At 46.7% G+C, this 16397-nt stretch carries 13 protein-coding genes; 6 read left to right on the top strand and 7 right to left on the bottom strand.

Going from position 1 to position 16397, the window contains the following annotated elements; genetic code table 11:
* Positions 1-325: 325 nt before the first annotated feature.
* The 4 genes from NDA03_RS08395 (at position 326) to NDA03_RS08380 (ending at position 6674) form a co-directional block, all read left to right on the top strand.
* Positions 326-3778 carry a lipoxygenase family protein gene (locus NDA03_RS08395; RefSeq protein ID WP_348237813.1) on the top strand — a complete coding sequence of 1151 codons (3453 nt, stop codon included), beginning with the start codon at positions 326-328 and terminating at the stop codon, positions 3776-3778.
* 166 nt (positions 3779-3944) lie between these two features.
* Entirely contained in the window at positions 3945-4925 is a 981-nt protein-coding gene (locus NDA03_RS08390; RefSeq protein ID WP_348237812.1) for an aldo/keto reductase, read from the top strand.
* 54 nt (positions 4926-4979) lie between these two features.
* Positions 4980-5156: a hypothetical protein gene (locus NDA03_RS08385; protein WP_348237811.1), complete on the top strand. Its 177-nt coding sequence runs from the start codon at positions 4980-4982 to the stop codon at positions 5154-5156.
* A 351-nt stretch (positions 5157-5507) separates the two neighbouring features.
* Positions 5508-6674 carry a patatin-like phospholipase family protein gene (locus NDA03_RS08380; protein WP_348237810.1) on the top strand — a complete coding sequence of 389 codons (1167 nt, stop codon included), beginning with the start codon at positions 5508-5510 and terminating at the stop codon, positions 6672-6674.
* Positions 6675-6767: 93 nt separating this feature from the next.
* Here NDA03_RS08380 and leuS read toward each other — a convergent pair whose 3' ends face one another.
* Complete coding sequence (gene leuS / locus NDA03_RS08375) at positions 6768-9341, bottom strand: leucine--tRNA ligase (protein ID WP_348237809.1); 2574 nt, start codon at positions 9339-9341, stop codon at positions 6768-6770.
* A 433-nt stretch (positions 9342-9774) separates the two neighbouring features.
* Between leuS and NDA03_RS08370 the strand changes: the two genes are divergently transcribed.
* Entirely contained in the window at positions 9775-10188 is a 414-nt protein-coding gene (locus tag NDA03_RS08370; RefSeq protein WP_190526719.1) for a gamma-glutamylcyclotransferase, read from the top strand.
* 56 nt (positions 10189-10244) lie between these two features.
* Here the strand turns inward: NDA03_RS08370 and NDA03_RS08365 are convergent, their stop codons facing one another.
* The 4 genes from NDA03_RS08365 to NDA03_RS08350 all read right to left on the bottom strand — a co-directional run bounded on the left by NDA03_RS08365 (position 10245) and on the right by NDA03_RS08350 (position 13117).
* Complete coding sequence (locus NDA03_RS08365) at positions 10245-10808, bottom strand: Fis family transcriptional regulator (RefSeq protein WP_242030352.1); 564 nt, start codon at positions 10806-10808, stop codon at positions 10245-10247.
* A 386-nt stretch (positions 10809-11194) separates the two neighbouring features.
* Positions 11195-11854 (bottom strand): sigma-70 family RNA polymerase sigma factor, encoded by a 660-nt coding sequence (locus tag NDA03_RS08360; RefSeq protein ID WP_190432034.1) that lies wholly within the window; start codon positions 11852-11854, stop codon positions 11195-11197.
* Between the two features lie 281 nt (positions 11855-12135).
* Entirely contained in the window at positions 12136-12723 is a 588-nt protein-coding gene (locus tag NDA03_RS08355; protein ID WP_348237808.1) for a WD40 repeat domain-containing protein, read from the bottom strand.
* 100 nt (positions 12724-12823) lie between these two features.
* The gene (locus tag NDA03_RS08350; RefSeq protein WP_348237807.1) at positions 12824-13117 is read right to left on the bottom strand and encodes a hypothetical protein; all 294 of its coding nucleotides are present in this window, start codon (positions 13115-13117) and stop codon (positions 12824-12826) included.
* A 351-nt stretch (positions 13118-13468) separates the two neighbouring features.
* Here NDA03_RS08350 and NDA03_RS08345 point away from each other — a divergent pair, with 351 nt between their 5' ends.
* Complete coding sequence (locus tag NDA03_RS08345) at positions 13469-14413, top strand: hypothetical protein (RefSeq protein WP_348237806.1); 945 nt, start codon at positions 13469-13471, stop codon at positions 14411-14413.
* A 12-nt stretch (positions 14414-14425) separates the two neighbouring features.
* On the opposite strand, the gene purU is transcribed toward NDA03_RS08345, so the two are convergent.
* Both purU and NDA03_RS08335 read right to left on the bottom strand, forming a co-directional pair.
* The gene (purU, locus tag NDA03_RS08340; protein ID WP_348237805.1) at positions 14426-15280 is read right to left on the bottom strand and encodes a formyltetrahydrofolate deformylase; all 855 of its coding nucleotides are present in this window, start codon (positions 15278-15280) and stop codon (positions 14426-14428) included.
* 66 nt (positions 15281-15346) lie between these two features.
* Complete coding sequence (locus NDA03_RS08335; protein ID WP_348237804.1) at positions 15347-16351, bottom strand: DUF4340 domain-containing protein; 1005 nt, start codon at positions 16349-16351, stop codon at positions 15347-15349.
* Positions 16352-16397 lie beyond the last annotated feature (46 nt).

The following is a 16397-nucleotide window of genomic DNA, read 5'->3' as shown; positions in this document are numbered from 1 at the left end:
TTTGTACCCTTATCCGCGATTTTTCATTGCCTGGATATTCTTGTTTACACATGATGCCCTAGTAAATTAGGAAATCAATGCTACTCCCAGACAGCTTGACCTTTAAATTAAGTCTGGATTCAGAACGGGAGAAGGAACAGGAAGAGCAATCAAGTATTTTAAGCCTTTAATCAAGGACATTTAAAGTCCCTGGTTGGAGCGATCAAATGAGTGTGTAAGAAAACCAAAAACCAATCCACAGGTTGTGTAGCTTCCTCAAGAAGGCTGGAATTATGGCCTTTACTATTATAACCAACCGATCGCGATCGCTTATGGAGACATCACCATGACCTTATCAACCGGCGTAAATTCTACAGACGATTTAGAGTTCGGCAAACGCGTCTCGCGAACGAACGTCCAAAAGATACCCCTTTCGGTAAACCAGTTTTGGTCAGGGTTCGACGACTACCTCTCGTTACAGAAAGTTCTGGGCGCACATGAGAATACCGAACTGGAAACTGATAATGGGAAACCGCAAAACGGCGTAGGAGCTATTATCCGCTTCGAGTTCATGGGTGGGATCACTCGCGAACAGCTGGTTGTCAAGGACGATCAAAACCATGTATGGAAGATCGACATCCCAGAGCCGAATGTGCTGTTCACGTTCTACGAAGCTACCGCACGTGTCTACGACACTGAGACGGGTCCAGAAGCGTCGCTGACTTTCGACGTCGTGATGCGGAGCGAGAACCGAGACGAGCGGGCACAAGCACTCAAAATCATGGAGGACTTTCTGCCAACCCGCATTCCTGAAGTCACCAATTTCGTTCTAAATAGAGACGGCATTAAATGTTCCTTCGAGTTTGATGTCCACTGCCCCGTAGATAAGTTGTGGGCTGTCGTTGGCAATTGGCAGGATGTCTCGTGGGTACAATACGCCACCGGGGTGAACATGGGACCGGGCAATAAGAGGGAGATCATCTTCCCCAAAGGTGTTGTGGAGGAGACCCTCGTATCTCGCTCGGACGAAGAGCGAACCTTAATTTACGAGATGACGAAGAGTGCTTCAATGCCTGTCAATCTCTACAGGGGTACGGTCAAGCTCACTAAGGCCAATGCCGACGTCACTAAGGTGAACTATGACAACATCTTTATCCCACAAGAGGGGGTAGATGCTCAGCAGCTCAAAGCCACCATCGAGAAGACGTTCAACCAGCGATTTGACTGGATCAAATCAAAATTTGACACTAGAAACAAAGAAGACACTAAAAAAATGCCTAACGCAGATGTAACAGGTATAGTTCGCGCCCCCATCGACAAAGTCTGGGATGTGTTCAAATCCTTTGGTCCGGAGATTATGAAATGGTGGCCCATTTATGAATGGGTTAAATTGGATACCCCTGGCAAAGATGAAGTCGGCGCTGTCCGCTCCTTCAAGACTCTTACAAAGCGCGAATATAAAGAGCGTCTGGAGATGCGCGACGACCAAAAGTACATCTTGAAATACTCCTTGGTCAAAGCCGACCCCGGTGTCCCCATCACGAGTGCCCTCACCACTGTCGAGATGTCAGCCAAGAGTCCGACCGAGACTGTGGTTCATTGGTCTGCTCAAAGTGAAGTTAGCAACCCCTTGGCTGTCGGTCTAATCACCAAGGGTCAGGAAACAACTTACTCCGAAGCCATTAAATCACTCGATAAGTTCTTTCATCCCAGTATTGGCAAGCTGGAAGTTGACCTGATTAGCGGCAAAAATTTGCACAAAACAGGCTGGTTTAATCCCGATCCTTATGTCGTAATCGAGCTTGACGAGGCAAAGCCACAAGAATCCAAGCCTCATTTGCAGACTTGCAACCCCTCATGGAAACAAAAGTTCACCTTGGACGTGGTGAGCATTGAGGGCAAGCTGCGTTTCACCGTTTGGGACGCCAACCTCGGTCGAGATGAGTTTCTGGGCTATGCCGAAGTTGATCTGCACGAGTTGAAATCTGGTGAAGTAACGCGCAAAACGCTACCGCTACAGCGTACCGAGAGTGGAGAGATTGTTGTTTCCTTGCAGCTGAACCTGGAATCGGGGGAAAAACTGCCCGACAGCAAAGAGATGGAGCAGCACAAAGCGATCGATTTTCTCACTCATGTGATGGAGGAAATCAAGAACCAAGTGTTGCTAATCGTGCAGCAGTATGCTGGCGGCGAGGATCAAAAGTATGAATATCAACGGTATCCTCGTCGGGATGATAGACGTGACGTGCCACTGGAAGAACTGCCACGCATGGTGAAAGGTCTACCGCCGGGTGAAGTGCTACCTCCGCACAAGCTGGGATTAATTACGGAGCGTGCCCACGAGTACCTCTACTCGCAGGTGGGATTTCCTCTAAGAGTACAGAAGCTCCAGCAGGAGGGCGGCGACCCCTGGACAGCCTTCTACGCTGGCTGGCTCAAGCAGCCATACGACATTCCCAAAACTTGGAAAGATGATGTCGAATTCTGCCGCCAGCTAATTCAAGGGACTAACCCGATGACCATTACACTCTGCACGAAGGACACGGTTATCCCCAAGGACTTGGCGAACCTCACGGCGCAAGGGAAAACTATTCCAGAGCTAATCGCAGAAAAACGGCTGTTCATCCTCGATTACAAATATATGGAGGATCTCCCGCCGCGCAAGGATAAAGTTTTCTATGCACCCTATATGTTGGTATATCGGGAACTACTGGAAAATGGCAAGTCCCGGCTTAACATTCTGGGCATCCAACTAACCCGCCACAAAGACAGCAAAAACGAAATTTACACTCCTAACTCGCCTAATCCCAACAAGTATTTGCTGGCGAAGCTTCATGTGGCTTGCGCTGACAACCAGTACCACCAGTTTATCTCTCACTTAGGCTACGCGCACCTGGCGGCAGAACCTTATGCCATCAGCCATCACAATTCTTTCCCCAAAGATCACCCGATCGGTCAATTGCTGAAGCCGCACTTCCAAGACACCATCGGTATCAACTACCTTGCTCGTCAGACTCTGGTTTCTTACGTTGCACCTTTTACTGATACCACCTTCGCCATTGGTACAGGCGGAGGGTTGGAGATATTCCTGAAGGCATGGAAAGATTGGGACTTTTTTGGGATGAGCTTCCCAGAAGAACTCAAATCACGCGGATTTGACGAGCAGGGTTCAGACGGCGTTGAAGACTTCTACTATCGAGAAGATGGCTTCAAGATTTGGAACGCATATAGCGATTACGTTAGCAATATCGTAAATGCTGTGTATAAGGACGATGCCGCCGTGGCAGCCGATCCAGTCATCCAAGCTTGGGCTGCTGAAACTTCCGATCCAAAACGTGCAGATATTCCTGGTTTTCCATCTGCCATTGAGACGCGGGAGTTGTTGATAAAAACCCTGACTAATATTATTTTCCTAGTCAGTGCCCAACACTCGGCAGTGAACTTCCCCCAAGAGCAATACCTATCGTATATTCCCAACCGACCCAATGCTCTGTATCACGGAGTCCCTGAGACTGAAGGCGACATTACGATGAAGGACGTGATGGATTCATTGCAGAGCTTTGCCAGTTCTCACTTTGAAATTTCTTTCGCCTATATGCTCACCACTCCGTCATTGAATCCACTGTTTGAATTACCGTTAGAAAACGAGCAGTTCTCCGATATCCACAATATGTTTAAGGCGAAGCTCAATGTGATAGAGGAGGAAATTGAGCAGCGGAACCATCGGTTGCAAAAGGAAGGCAAAACTCCCTATCCTTACCTGTCACCCAAGCGAATTGCTGCCAGTATCGATATCTAGTGGTGTCAGCATCACCTAAGCTGGATAAGGCATCAATAGAATGATTTTCTACTCCCAAGGCTGCGATCGATCGCATCCCTGGGAGTAGATACAGCAAGACACGTTAGATACTGACCTGCTGGTTTTGATATTGCCCCTGAGTTAAAGAGCGAACAAGGAGCTAACAATGAAAAATCGGAAACTTGGCAGCCAAGGACTGATTGTTTCGGAACTGGGACTCGGATGTATGGGGATGTCCGAGTTCTACGGTACAGCTGATGAAACCGAGTCAATCGCTACCCTTCACCGCGCTCTTGATCTGGGTGTTACGTTTCTCGATACCGCTGACGTATACGGAATTGATGGCGCGAACGAACTTCTAATTGGTAAGACAATCGCAGACCAACGCGATCGCGTCGTCCTAGCCACTAAGTTCGGCATCGAGCGCACTAAGGAGGCCATGATCGGCATTAATGGCAGCCCTGAGTACGTCCATCAAGCGTGTGATGCATCTCTGCAACGCCTGGGTTTTGATTACATTGACCTCTACTACCTCCACCGAGTTGACTTAAGGGTTCCGATTGAGGAAACTGTTGGGGCAATGGCAGAGCTGGTAAAGCAAGGTAAAGTACGCTTCATTGGTCTCTCTGAAGTCTCTGCTGAGACGCTGCGACGGGCCCATGCCATCCATCCCATTACTGCTTTGCAGACAGAATACTCGCTCTGGAGCCGCGATCCAGAAGACGAGATTCTACCCGCAGTCCGCGAATTGGGGATTGGCTTTGTGCCATATAGTCCTCTAGGACGGGGCTTTCTTTCCGGTACGCTGACCAGTCCAGACCAGCTTGCACCGGATGATTTCCGCCGGACTTCGCCAAGGTTCCAAGGAGAAAATTTTTACAAGAATCTTGACCTAGTGGAACGGGTAAAAGAAATTGCTGTCGAAAAAGGCGTTACTCCCGGTCAATTAGCCCTCGCGTGGTTGCTCTCCCAAGGAGACGACATTGTGCCGATTCCTGGAACGAAGCGCCGTCAATATCTTGAGGAAAATGTCGCAGCAGTGGATATTACATTAACTCAAGAAGAACTTGACCGCATCGATGAGGTGGCACCCAAGAACATTGCATCTGGCACTCGTTACCCGGATATGGGTTCGGTAAACCGCTAAAGAAACCTCAAGCTTTCGTGTAAGAAGATTGATGTAGAAAACATCCGCGTTCCAGTGATTAAACTGAGCGCGGTTGTAACCACAACTAGCGCGATCGCTCTCAAGACCCCAGCGAAGCGATCGCTTCCAGCGTTGATGCCACTCTCAAGGATGGACGCAGCAGCGATTGTTTATGCGATCGCGCCGCCGCCACACGTCATCTTCAACGAACTTTTAATCCAACTGGCATAGCAGGAGCGGTCAGCAAGCCGGTGCAAATCAACGAAACTTGCTTGTGGTAGCAGGGAATGGTGGATAGGAAAACCGATTACTGATTCTTAATTACTGCTCTCAAAAAATATTGTTTAATTAATCCCAAAAAGCAGTCTTTTGTAGCAACAAGAGGCAAATTTTAAGCTGACGTGATTCGATTTGCAAACATTTTTAATCGGTTAATTTAAACTTTGGTAAAGTTTAAAACAGCTTGCCTGTAAACCTGCTAATAATTAAACGTGTAAATGTGTAATTGAAAGCCGCAATTGCTTAACATTTTACTTGCTAGATATTGCAAAAAAAACACTAAATAAGGAGTACGAAATAACCTTGAAAAAACTGAATTTAAAACGACCTAAGCGCTTACTGTCAATGGATGGTGGCGGTATTCGCGGATTGATCGTTGCTGAAATTCTAATTAAGTTAGAAGACATACTCTGCAACCAACCTAATTCCCCTTGGAAGTGCTTGGCAGATTACTTCGATTTCATTGGCGGCACAAGTGCAGGCTCAATTTTAGCCGCAGGACTCGCTAAAGGAATGTCAGCACGAGAATTGCGTGATATTTTTTATAACGATGCTCATAAAATGTTTACTAAACGTTGGCTGCTCGGTCAACTGTGGTCGAAGTACGATTCAGAGCCGCTAGAGCAAAATCTAAAGTCTATTCTAGGTGACATCACGCTTGGATCGAATCAACTGAAAACACTCTTGATGGTTGTTTCCAAGAATGTAACAACTGATGCAGCCTGGTTCTTCGTTAACCATCCAAATAACCAATTCTTCAAGAGTAATAGCGAAATTCCGCTCTGGCATATCGTTCGAGCAAGTTCTGCTGCACCAACTTTTTTCCCGCCTCATATGTTTGCTATCGGCAATCAACAGTATGAATTTGTTGATGGTGCTGTGAGTATGTTTAACAACCCATCATTTCAGTTGTTTGTCGAAGCAACTCAAAAAGAATATGGGATTGGTTGGGAAACGGGTGCCGATAACCTCTTGCTGATTTCAATTGGTACGGGGTTCAGTAACCAGCCGATTAAGTTGGGTGAGGCAAAAAAATACACGCTGCTCAACTGGGCGGGCTATGCAATCGGAGACTTAATGGAAGACGCAAACGTAGAGCAGAACGTTTTAATGAAGCTGATTGGCTATACACCGAGATCGCAGCACATTAATCGTGAGCTGTCAGAGGTTTCCGTACCCTCGATTAACGGGATGCAACAGTTAGAAACTGGTACCTCAAATGCTGAAACGTCTCCCCCTCAGCCGGTTGATGACTCCAACCGCAAGTTGCTTACCTATCACCGCTATACAACCTCATTTACAAAGAAACGCTTTGAGCAGTTGAAATTACCGCCAAATATCGATCCCAACTTAGTGACATCTATCGACTGCGTAGATCAAGTTGATGCATTAAGCAAGATTGGTCAGGCAGTTGCTGAAGAACAAGTTTCGCCCAAAGACTTTGAGAAGTTCAAGCACGAGGATTATTGAAGAAGACTGGAGGCTTTGATAATTGAATGGAATAGCGATCGCACTCTTTTTCTGAACCGAGATGGCAAGAGGGCGATCGCGTAGCCTCTCTTTTCAACCCACCACAAAATTCACCAACTTTCCAGGCACTACAATCACCTTTTTAATTTCCTTGCCTTCGATGAACCGCTGAGCAACTTCTGACTCGCGGGCATACTGTTCTAAAGCTTCCCGATTCGCATCAGCGGGCACTTGAATCGCCCCACGGGTTTTGCCCATGACTTGAATCACCAGCGTGATTTCATCGACCACCAAGGCAGCCGGATCGACGGTAGGCCAAGTTTGGGTGTGTACCGAATCGCTGTGACCGATTGTGTGCCACAGTTCTTCAGCAATGTGAGGGGCAAAGGGAGCCATCAAGTGAATCAGAGTTTCTATCCCTTCGGCATATACTGGCGAGTCTTTGCATTTGGCGTCAGCTAAAGCATTGCTCAACTTCATTAACTCGGAAATTGCTGTATTGAATTGATACTCGCCTTCTAAATCTTCCGTAACGGCTTGAATCGCACCGTGAATTGCCCGTCGCAAGTCTTTTTCGCCCTTATTCATCTCCCCGCCTTTGTCAGGGGAGCTAGAGGGACTCTGTGCGACAAATTCTGCCACCAGTCGCCAGACGCGGTTGAGGAAGCGAAATTGTCCTTCAACGTCGGCATCATCCCATTCCAAATCTTTTTCTGGGGGTGCCTTGAACAAGATAAACATCCGCGCTGTATCTGCCCCGTACTTGGCGAGGACTTCCTCTGGATCGATGCCGTTGTACTTCGACTTGGACATTTTTTCATAGAAGACTTGCAACGGTTCGCCCGTTTCTGGGTCTTTTGGATCGGCTGGGTCTACCTGTGCCGCTGGAATGTATTTGTCAGTGGCAGGATTTTTGTAGGTAGTGCCCTGCACCATGCCCTGAGTTAGCAGGCGTTGGAAGGGTTCGTCAAAGTTTAAAAGACCGCAGTCTCTCAAAACTTTGGTAAAGAACCGCGAGTATAACAAGTGCAAAATCGCGTGTTCAATCCCGCCCACATACTGGTCTACCGGCATCCAGTCATTGGTTTTTGCGGGGTCGAAAACTTGCTGTTCGTTCTTCGCATCGGGATAGCGCAAGAAATACCACGACGAATCAATAAATGTATCCATCGTGTCCGTCTCCCGCTTGGCTGGGGTGCCGCAAGCGGGACAAGGGACATTGACAAAAGCTTCCATCTGAGCCAACGGAGACGCCCCGCGACCCGTGAATTCTACCTCTTCCGGCAATCGAACCGGCAAGTCTTCATCCGGCACCGGCACCGTACCGCAGCTGGGACAGTGAATTGCCGGAATGGGTGCCCCCCAATAGCGTTGCCGCGAAATTAACCAATCCCGCAGGCGATACTGCACCCGCGCTTTCCCCCAACCCTCTTTTTCCGCGTATTCAACAATCCCTGTCTTCGCTTTAATTGAATCCATCCCATTAAATTGGTCTGAATTCACCACAATTCCTGGTTCGGTATAAGCTTCCTGTAGAGATGCGATATTTCCCGTCTCTACATCATCCCCTGGCGGAACAATTACAACCTGAATGGGGAGATTCTGCTCCTTAGCAAACCGGAAGTCCCGCGTGTCGTGGGCTGGAACACCCATCACCGCGCCAGTGCCGTACTCGTACAATACGTAATCGGCAATCCAGATGGGAATCTCTTCTCCCGTAAAAGGATTCATCGCCTTCCCGCCAGTCGGAATACCGCGCTTTGGCTTATCCTCTGCGGTGCGTTCCAATTCGCTTTCTTGGGCGACTTCTTGGATAAATACTTCTACCGCCTCTTTTCGGTCGGGAGTTGTCACTTTGGCAGTCAAAGGATGTTCTGGCGCTAGCACTACGTAAGTCACGCCATAGACGGTATCGGGACGGGTGGTGAAAACCCCAATTTTTTCATCCAACCCGACAATCGGAAATTCTAGGTAAGCGCCAGTGGATTTACCAATCCAGTTCGCCTGCATCAACTTGACTCGATCCGGCCATCCGCTCAATTTATCCAAATCTTTGAGCAATTGCTCGGCGTAGTCGGTAATTTTCAGGAACCACTGCCGCAACATTTTCCGTTCGACTTTGGCACCGGAACGCCAAGATTTGCCCTCGCTATCGACTTGTTCATTTGCCAGCACCGTCTGGTCGATGGGGTCCCAATTAACGGCGGCTTCTTTTTGGTAAGCCAGTCCGGCTTTTAAAAACTGCAAGAAGATCCACTGCGTCCACTTGTAATAATCCGGCGAACAGGTAGCAACTTCGCGGTTCCAGTCAATTGAAAGCCCTAACTGCTGCAATTGATGCCGCATCTGAGCAATATTTTGATAAGTCCATTTTCCGGGAGCAATACCCCGGTCAATAGCGGCATTTTCGGCTGGCAAACCAAAGGCATCCCAACCCATCGGATGGAGTACGCGATACCCTTGCATCCGCTTGAGTCGGGCAATCACATCCGTGATGGTGTAGTTGCGGACGTGTCCCATGTGCAGGCTGCCCGATGGATAGGGGAACATGGACAGAGCATAGAACTTGGGCTTAGTGCTATCTGTGGGGGTTTGATCTAAGCTTTGTTCTGCCCAAGTCTGTTGCCACTTTTCCTCGATTGCTGCTGGGTTGTAACGGGACTCCACGGAAAAAACTCCTGCTGGATTAGTAATCGTGTTTGCCTCAATATTCTGACACAACTGTTCACCATAGTCTGGACGGTAGGCTACACTATCGATTTAAATTTTTCTGTTTTTTGCTGACGCTGAAGATATCCACATCCTACGCAGATAGGAGCTGAACTGCACTAAGGATAATCAGTGTTTATCACAATCCTTTTTGATTGAGCGGATATTTTTTTTAAAAACTGTGTTTGCCGAGCCTGCGCTTTGCCCTTAGAACCCACTAGCGATCGCGTTGCCATGCTCGAAGGACGATAGCCTATATGTATTAGCGATATAGAACGTGAAAAAAGAGTAAGAATAGGAGTTAATAAATCATTTTAAATTACGTTACGGTGTTAAGTAAGAGTAATATTTTTTTAGCAGCAATCTTTTACATATCTATAGCAAGTACATTTTGAATAATTTACAAGTTTTTGTTTACGGCACTTTGAAACCGGGAGAGTGCAATTACGAGCGATACTGTGCTGGAAAGGTGGTGGAAGAAAAAAGAGCGATCGCATTCGGCGAACTTTTTTCCCTCCCAGCAGGGTATCCCGCAATGATCCCTGGCAATGCAAAAATTCACGGGTTTGTACTCACTTTTCCCGATTCAACTGTGTTACAGAAATTGGATAATCTGGAAGGCTATGACCCTAGCCGTCCAGAGGCACAAAATGAATATAACCGGCATCAAATTGAGACCTATAAACCATCTGGGCAGCCACTAGCAATAGCTTGGGCTTACTTGATGAGCGTTGATCGGGTTAGACGCCAAAAAGGGATTCTGCTGACCTCTGGATGGTGGAGCCGCTTAAAAAACAATGAGTGATGAGTTCATTCCAAAACTCATCACTCATTGCTCAATATTTTCTAAGTCAAAGCGGATTAATTCTGATATCCCTTGGCGTCAGATCCATCTACTGATGGCTTCACAAATTTTTCTGGAGCCGCGACTGCTGCTTTGGGAATCTCCACTGCGGGATGATTCAGGGCAACCATCAAAGGCTCTGCTGCTGTCTCTGAAATGGGAGCTTTTGCTAGTTGGGGACTCAGGGAGTGATTACCCGGAAGAATTCCTGACAAAGCGCCGACAAACAAAGCTGCGATCGCTGCGCCACCCCATGCAGCAACCCGTTGGGAGCGGCGGCGGTTGATGCGTCCGAAAACTTGATTAACAGCCTGTTCTGCTGATTGCTCGGACTCTGGAACGGGAATTGTTTGTAAACCCTGGCGTAATTTCACCAGTCTGGTATACAAACACTGCATTTTAGGGTCACTTTTAAGCCATTCCTGAACTTGTTTGCGCTCGTCAGCGGTTACTTCACTATCTAAGTAGGCACTGAGCAATTCAAAGCGATCGCGTTGCAAAATATCCATCTCCTTAGAGACTTGTGCGTTTGCAGGGCACCGCTGTCCAGAATCCTTACGATTGTTCAAATCAGAGGTCATTTTCACATCACCAGCAAGTCACACAATAGGAAAGCAGAGCAGTCACTAATCTTTGCCACATTCAGTATATACGTAGAAACTTGTATTTCATTACAATCTTAACTGTTTTGCCAAGAAGTAAAACACAAGTAATGGGGAGCTGACTTAATCCGTGACAACCAAGGGTGAACTTAACGATTTACGCTTAGTCTAGTTTTTAGCAAGCGATCGCACCCAGTAAAAATCTACCCTTTTTTCACGACCTATCTGAAATCGTTTCTTGGAAGCCACACCTTGCAGCACTTCAGCGAACAAGGAAGGCTATCCTACTGCTTTAAAGATAATCGGCAACCCCGGAGGTACGAATCCACCGAATAGCTGAAACCAGATTCTATCCCTAAGTTAGATTAATTTCCGTCTAGGTAGTTTTGCAGCTGAGATTGCAGACGCTGACGCGCTCTAGCAATTCTAGATTTTACCGTTCCCAGGGAGACACCTGTGATTTCGGCAATTTCTTCATAAGCCATGCCTTCGATTTCTCTCAGGACGATGGTAGTGCGAAACACCTCTGGCAGATCGGCGATCGCTTCATGCAGCTGCTCATAAAATTCCCGCGTCGTCATGTCTTCGTCGGGACTTGGATTGTCAGATGCAATTTCCCAATCCATTTCGCCGTCATCCATCAGGCGAGGTGCATCTAACGACAGCGGATGAGACACCCGTTTGCGTTTACGCAGCTCATCATAAAACAGGTTCGTGGCAATCCGGCTCAACCATCCCCGGAACTTGACTGGCTCCTGCAACCGCTTAATATTGCGGTAAACCCGAATCCAGACTTCTTGAGCTAAATCTGCCCGATCCTGCCAATCTGGAGCCAGATGGTACAAAATCTTATCGACATGAGACTGATACCGGCGCAAAAGTTCGGCAAAGGCAGCGCGGTCAGGACGCAGCCCCGCCTGACAATGCAGAATTAGATCGTAGTTTGACAGTTTTTCAGGTTGCACCGGCGCTTGAGAAACCGTTGCTTCAGCTGTTGACCAGGATACAGGAATCGATTGAGTCATGGATGGATATAGGGGTTAAAACATCCTAACCCTCCAAGACGCTGCCACTTTGACAATGGTTCCCGCTTGCGGCGGAATGCTAAATGGCGTTCTACACCAATGTAGCGAATCGAAGGATCAACGTCGGGAGTTATTCATATAAATACGAACTTGTGACACTCCATCCGGAAAACCAGAGCTTTCCAGGCAGAGGGGCAAGGGCGATTTAGGAGAAAGTCATTTCTAGTCGGAGTTACAGGCGAATATAATTACACCCAGGATTGCAGAAGATGAGGAAAATATCATTCCAACGCTACTGCCCCCAGCGCTTTCAGGGTCGCTTTCTGCGCGTCTGTTAAACCTGTAACGCCAGTAATATTCATACCTTCGTAGGGTCTTTCACTTCTCAAGGTGTTCACGCACTCGCCTGTCGCTACATCCCAAAGCTTAATCATTTCATCTTGCCCAGCACTCGCGAGTATTTGTCCATCTGGACTGAAGACAACTGACCAAACTCCATTGGTATGTCCCTGGAAAGCTTTCAGGCATTCACCGCTACTAACATCCCACAACTGCACAGTGCGATCGCCACTGCCAGTCCCCAAAGTCTTTGCTTCCGGATTAAAAGCAACTGACCAAACCCAGTTGGTAGACACCTGTAAGGTTTGGAGACATTCACCGCTACTGACATCCCACAACCTGACAGTGCGATCGCTACTACTCGCCAAAATTTGATTATCTGGACTAAACGCGACTGACAGTACCCAATTGGGAGATCCCTGGAAGGTTTGGAGACATTCACCGCTACTAACATCCCACAACCGCACAGTGCGATCGCAGCTAGCACTTGCTAGAATCTTACCCCCAGGACTATAGGCAACCGACAACACCCAGTTGGTATCGGCATATTTTCAGGCAATTACCGTCCGAAACATCCCACAATCTCACGGTATAATCCCCACTGCCACTCGCTAGAATCTTACTCCCAGGTCAATAGGCAACAGACCGCACTCGATTTGTATACCCCCACAAAGTTCTCAAAGCTTGACCCGTGTGGACATCCCATAGCTTTATCGTTCGGTCGTCACTGCCACTCGCCAAGGTGCGACCATCGGGACTAAAGGCAAGTGCCCAAACCTGACTCGCGTGCCCTTGCAAAGTTCTGACACACCGCCCCGTACTGACATCCCACAATTTTACTGTCTGGTCGTGACTGCTACTCGCTAAGGTACGACCATCAGGGCTAAAAGCGATTGACTGTACTAAATAAGTATGTCCTTGCAAGGTTCGCAGAACCTGACCTGTACTGACATCCCATAACTTTACAGTGCAGTCATCACTGCCACTGGCTAGCTGTATAGCTAACTTGCTGCGAGCTTATTCTTTACCTTTGGTAGTAGACTTCTTACCTACTCTTTCTGGTTGTTTATTCAACCACAATCGGTCTTGCCTGTATGTGGATAGCTAACTTGCTGCAAGCTTATTCTTTACCTTTATCAGTAGACTTCTTACCTAAACCAGGTTAAAACTGTTGTCAAGCAACGACCAGCGTAACAGTTTCAGGCACAAAAGGTCGCCAGGAAACCACTTGTAGGAACGCGATCGTATCTTTTGTACAGTATAAGAGCGAGAAAAATGCAATCGCCTCCAACACAAAATTTACAAGTTCAAACAGGTAACTTAAGCACAATACCTTATACTTTTACAGAGGTTTTAAAAATGACACAAACTAATAAATTAGACAATCAACAGCTAGAAGCAACTTCCATCAAACAAAACGAAGAAAAAATTTCAACGCAGAAAGGAAACCGTTTCTGGCAATTCTTTTTAAAAAATTTTGAAACTGGTGCAAATCAACAACCAACTCTCTTGGGACATCTCTTGCTCACAAGTAGCTTGCTAATGCTAATTGGCATTGGTTACTTTTCAATGCAATGGTCTGCGAGTAAAAAGGCAAATGAATGGCTGGGAGCTACACAGAATTTTACTCCACTTAGTGAAGGAATAAAAAATGCTTCAGAAGATGAAAAAACGAGGCTAAAGCAGCAATTTGAAGAAATTCAGGCACGAAGTCATCGATACGCGACTATTATGACTTTTTTTTACCAGCAATACTACGTCTCAATTTCCTTGACATCGGCTTCAGCTTTAGTTGCAGGAATTTGTTTGTTCTTTATTAGTAAAAAGGGCTGGGATAGAGTCAATAATGCTGTGATTAACGTCTTTATTGTCGCCTCTGGTTCTGTAATATTTTTTGGTGATTTACCGGGAATTTTTAGGCAAAATGAAAATAGTACGACAAGCCGGGATTTATATATCGCACACGTCTCTCTAAGAAATAAGGTACTCAGCTATTTAGCAACTGGTGCAACAGTTGGTGCAGAACCGGAAAAGCCGAATGAGTTTAGTCGCCCAGAAACCAGTCGGTTTATTCTTTATGTTGACCAAAAATTAGCAGAATTGAATCAAGTACCGATTGGCTTCGATCCTACAGGAATCGGAGATGTAGAACGGAAGTCAAGATTCGGTCTTCCTGAAAAGCCTCAATCTGAGAATAAACAGCAAAATCATGGTGTTTGAGTAAGATATTGCTTACTCAAAGACTACTGTGCGATTCCCGTATACCAGCACGCGATTTCGCAAATGCGATCGCACCGCTCTCGCTAATACCACTCGCTCTAAATCTTTGCCTTTGCGAATCAAATCGTCAACCTCATCTCGGTGGCTGACTCGCACTACATCTTGCTCAATAATGGGGCCTGCATCCAAGTCGGCGGTGACATAGTGAGCCGTTGCACCGATAATTTTGACGCCGCGTTCGTAGGCTTTGTGATAGGGATTAGCTCCTACAAATGCAGGTAAGAATGAGTGATGAATATTAATAATTTGCGGAAATTGACTAATAAAATCAGGGCTGACGATTTGCATATATTTTGCCAGCACAACTAAATCAATGTTGTATTGCCGCAGTAATTCTAATTGTTTGGCTTCCTGCTGTGATTTTGTTTCTTTGGTAATCGGAATGTGATGATAGTCGATGTCAAATTGAGCGGCTACATCTTGTAAATCGGGATGGTTGCTGATAATTAATGGGATTTCGGCGGAGAATTCTTTTGCTCTGTGACGCCAAATGAGGTCAAAGAGACAATGATCTTGTTTGCTTACCCAGATGGCAATACGGGGTACTGTGTCGGAAAAGTGCAGATGCCAGTTGGCTTGTAAAGGTTGCGCGATCGCGTTAAACGCTGGAGCAATATACTCTCGCGGCAAATTAAAATCTTCTAATTGCCATTCAATGCGAGTGAGAAATAGTCCAGCAGCAAAATCAGTATGCTGATCGGCATGAATAATATTACCGCCGTTAGAGTAGATGAAATTGGCTATTTTTGCCACCAGTCCCCTTTGATCGGGGCAGGAAACTAGCAGCGTTGCGGTGGGGCTGTTCATGGTGAGGGAGAGGGGTTGGAATTATCTGGCTTTTTAGGTTTTTCTGTTTTTGAAGTCGCGTTTTCACTATTTTTTTGGAGAGGGAGATGGGCTGGGCTGAGGTGGCTTAGATGGTGTTACATTTTTGATCGCTGGGGAAGGAGAGGGACTGGACTGAGGTGACTTAGCTGGTGTTGCTTTTTTGATTTCTGGGGAAGGAGAAGGACTGGGCTGAGGTGACTTAGATGGTGTTGCTTTTTTGATTGCTGGAGAAGGAGAAGGACTGGGCTGAGGTGACTTAGATGGTGTTGGTGTTGCTTTTTGAGAAGTTCCGTTTTTAGTATTTTTTGGAGACGGAGAAGGATTAGGATTATCTGGCTTAGATGGTGTTGCTTTGTCTGATGGTTTGCCGGGAGTATCTTTCTTACTTTCTGGAGAAGAAGAGGGACTGGGCTGAGGTGACTGAGACGGTATTGCTTTGTCAGAGGTTTTATCCGGACTATCTTTTTGAACTGTTTCCTTGGCTTTCCATTCTGACAAAGGGCGTTTTACACCATACTCAAAGTCTATCGGTACTAAAAGCACCTCTAGCTGCTGAGGGGTCTGGGCGGGGGGGTCAACTTGAGCATACAAGAAACTACTATTGAAGTTAGGCTTACCCAAAATTATCTGATGAGTTTGCTGATTATTTAGCCTTACTTCTACCGTCGCTTGGGGTTTGTCGAGTCCATATTCTTGTAGCTGGTTAGGGAAGATGGAGAGGGTGCGATCGCTCTTGCCATCTACCAGTAAATTTAGCAGGTATGAAACAGATGGATCGCTGGCTGGGACGTCACTGGGCGCTTTCATCTGCCATTGAGAAATACTCGTCTTGTCCACAGCTTCCTGCGTGACTCGCTCAAACTTCAAGGTTTGTTCCTGACTTTTAACTGTCAAAGTCTGTATCTGGTCTTTCTCAAAAGAAAAGATTTCCTTTTGTTTTGCTTGTGCGGCTTCTCGCTGGGGGGCACCTTTAATTTCATAAAAATAAACGAATCCCCCCAAACTCAGCGCCAATAGTATCAGAATCCAAGTTGTTCGTTTTAGCTTCATAATCAACACGCGAGTTGATTTTAGATTAAATCCAAAATCTGAAATT

Source organism: Trichocoleus sp. Lan, from assembly GCF_039961855.1.
In the GTDB taxonomy this organism is placed as follows: Bacteria; Cyanobacteriota; Cyanobacteriia; order Cyanobacteriales; family FACHB-T130; genus FACHB-T130.
Note: the sequence above shows the minus strand (reverse complement) of the source record. Positions and strands in the feature narration are given on the sequence as shown.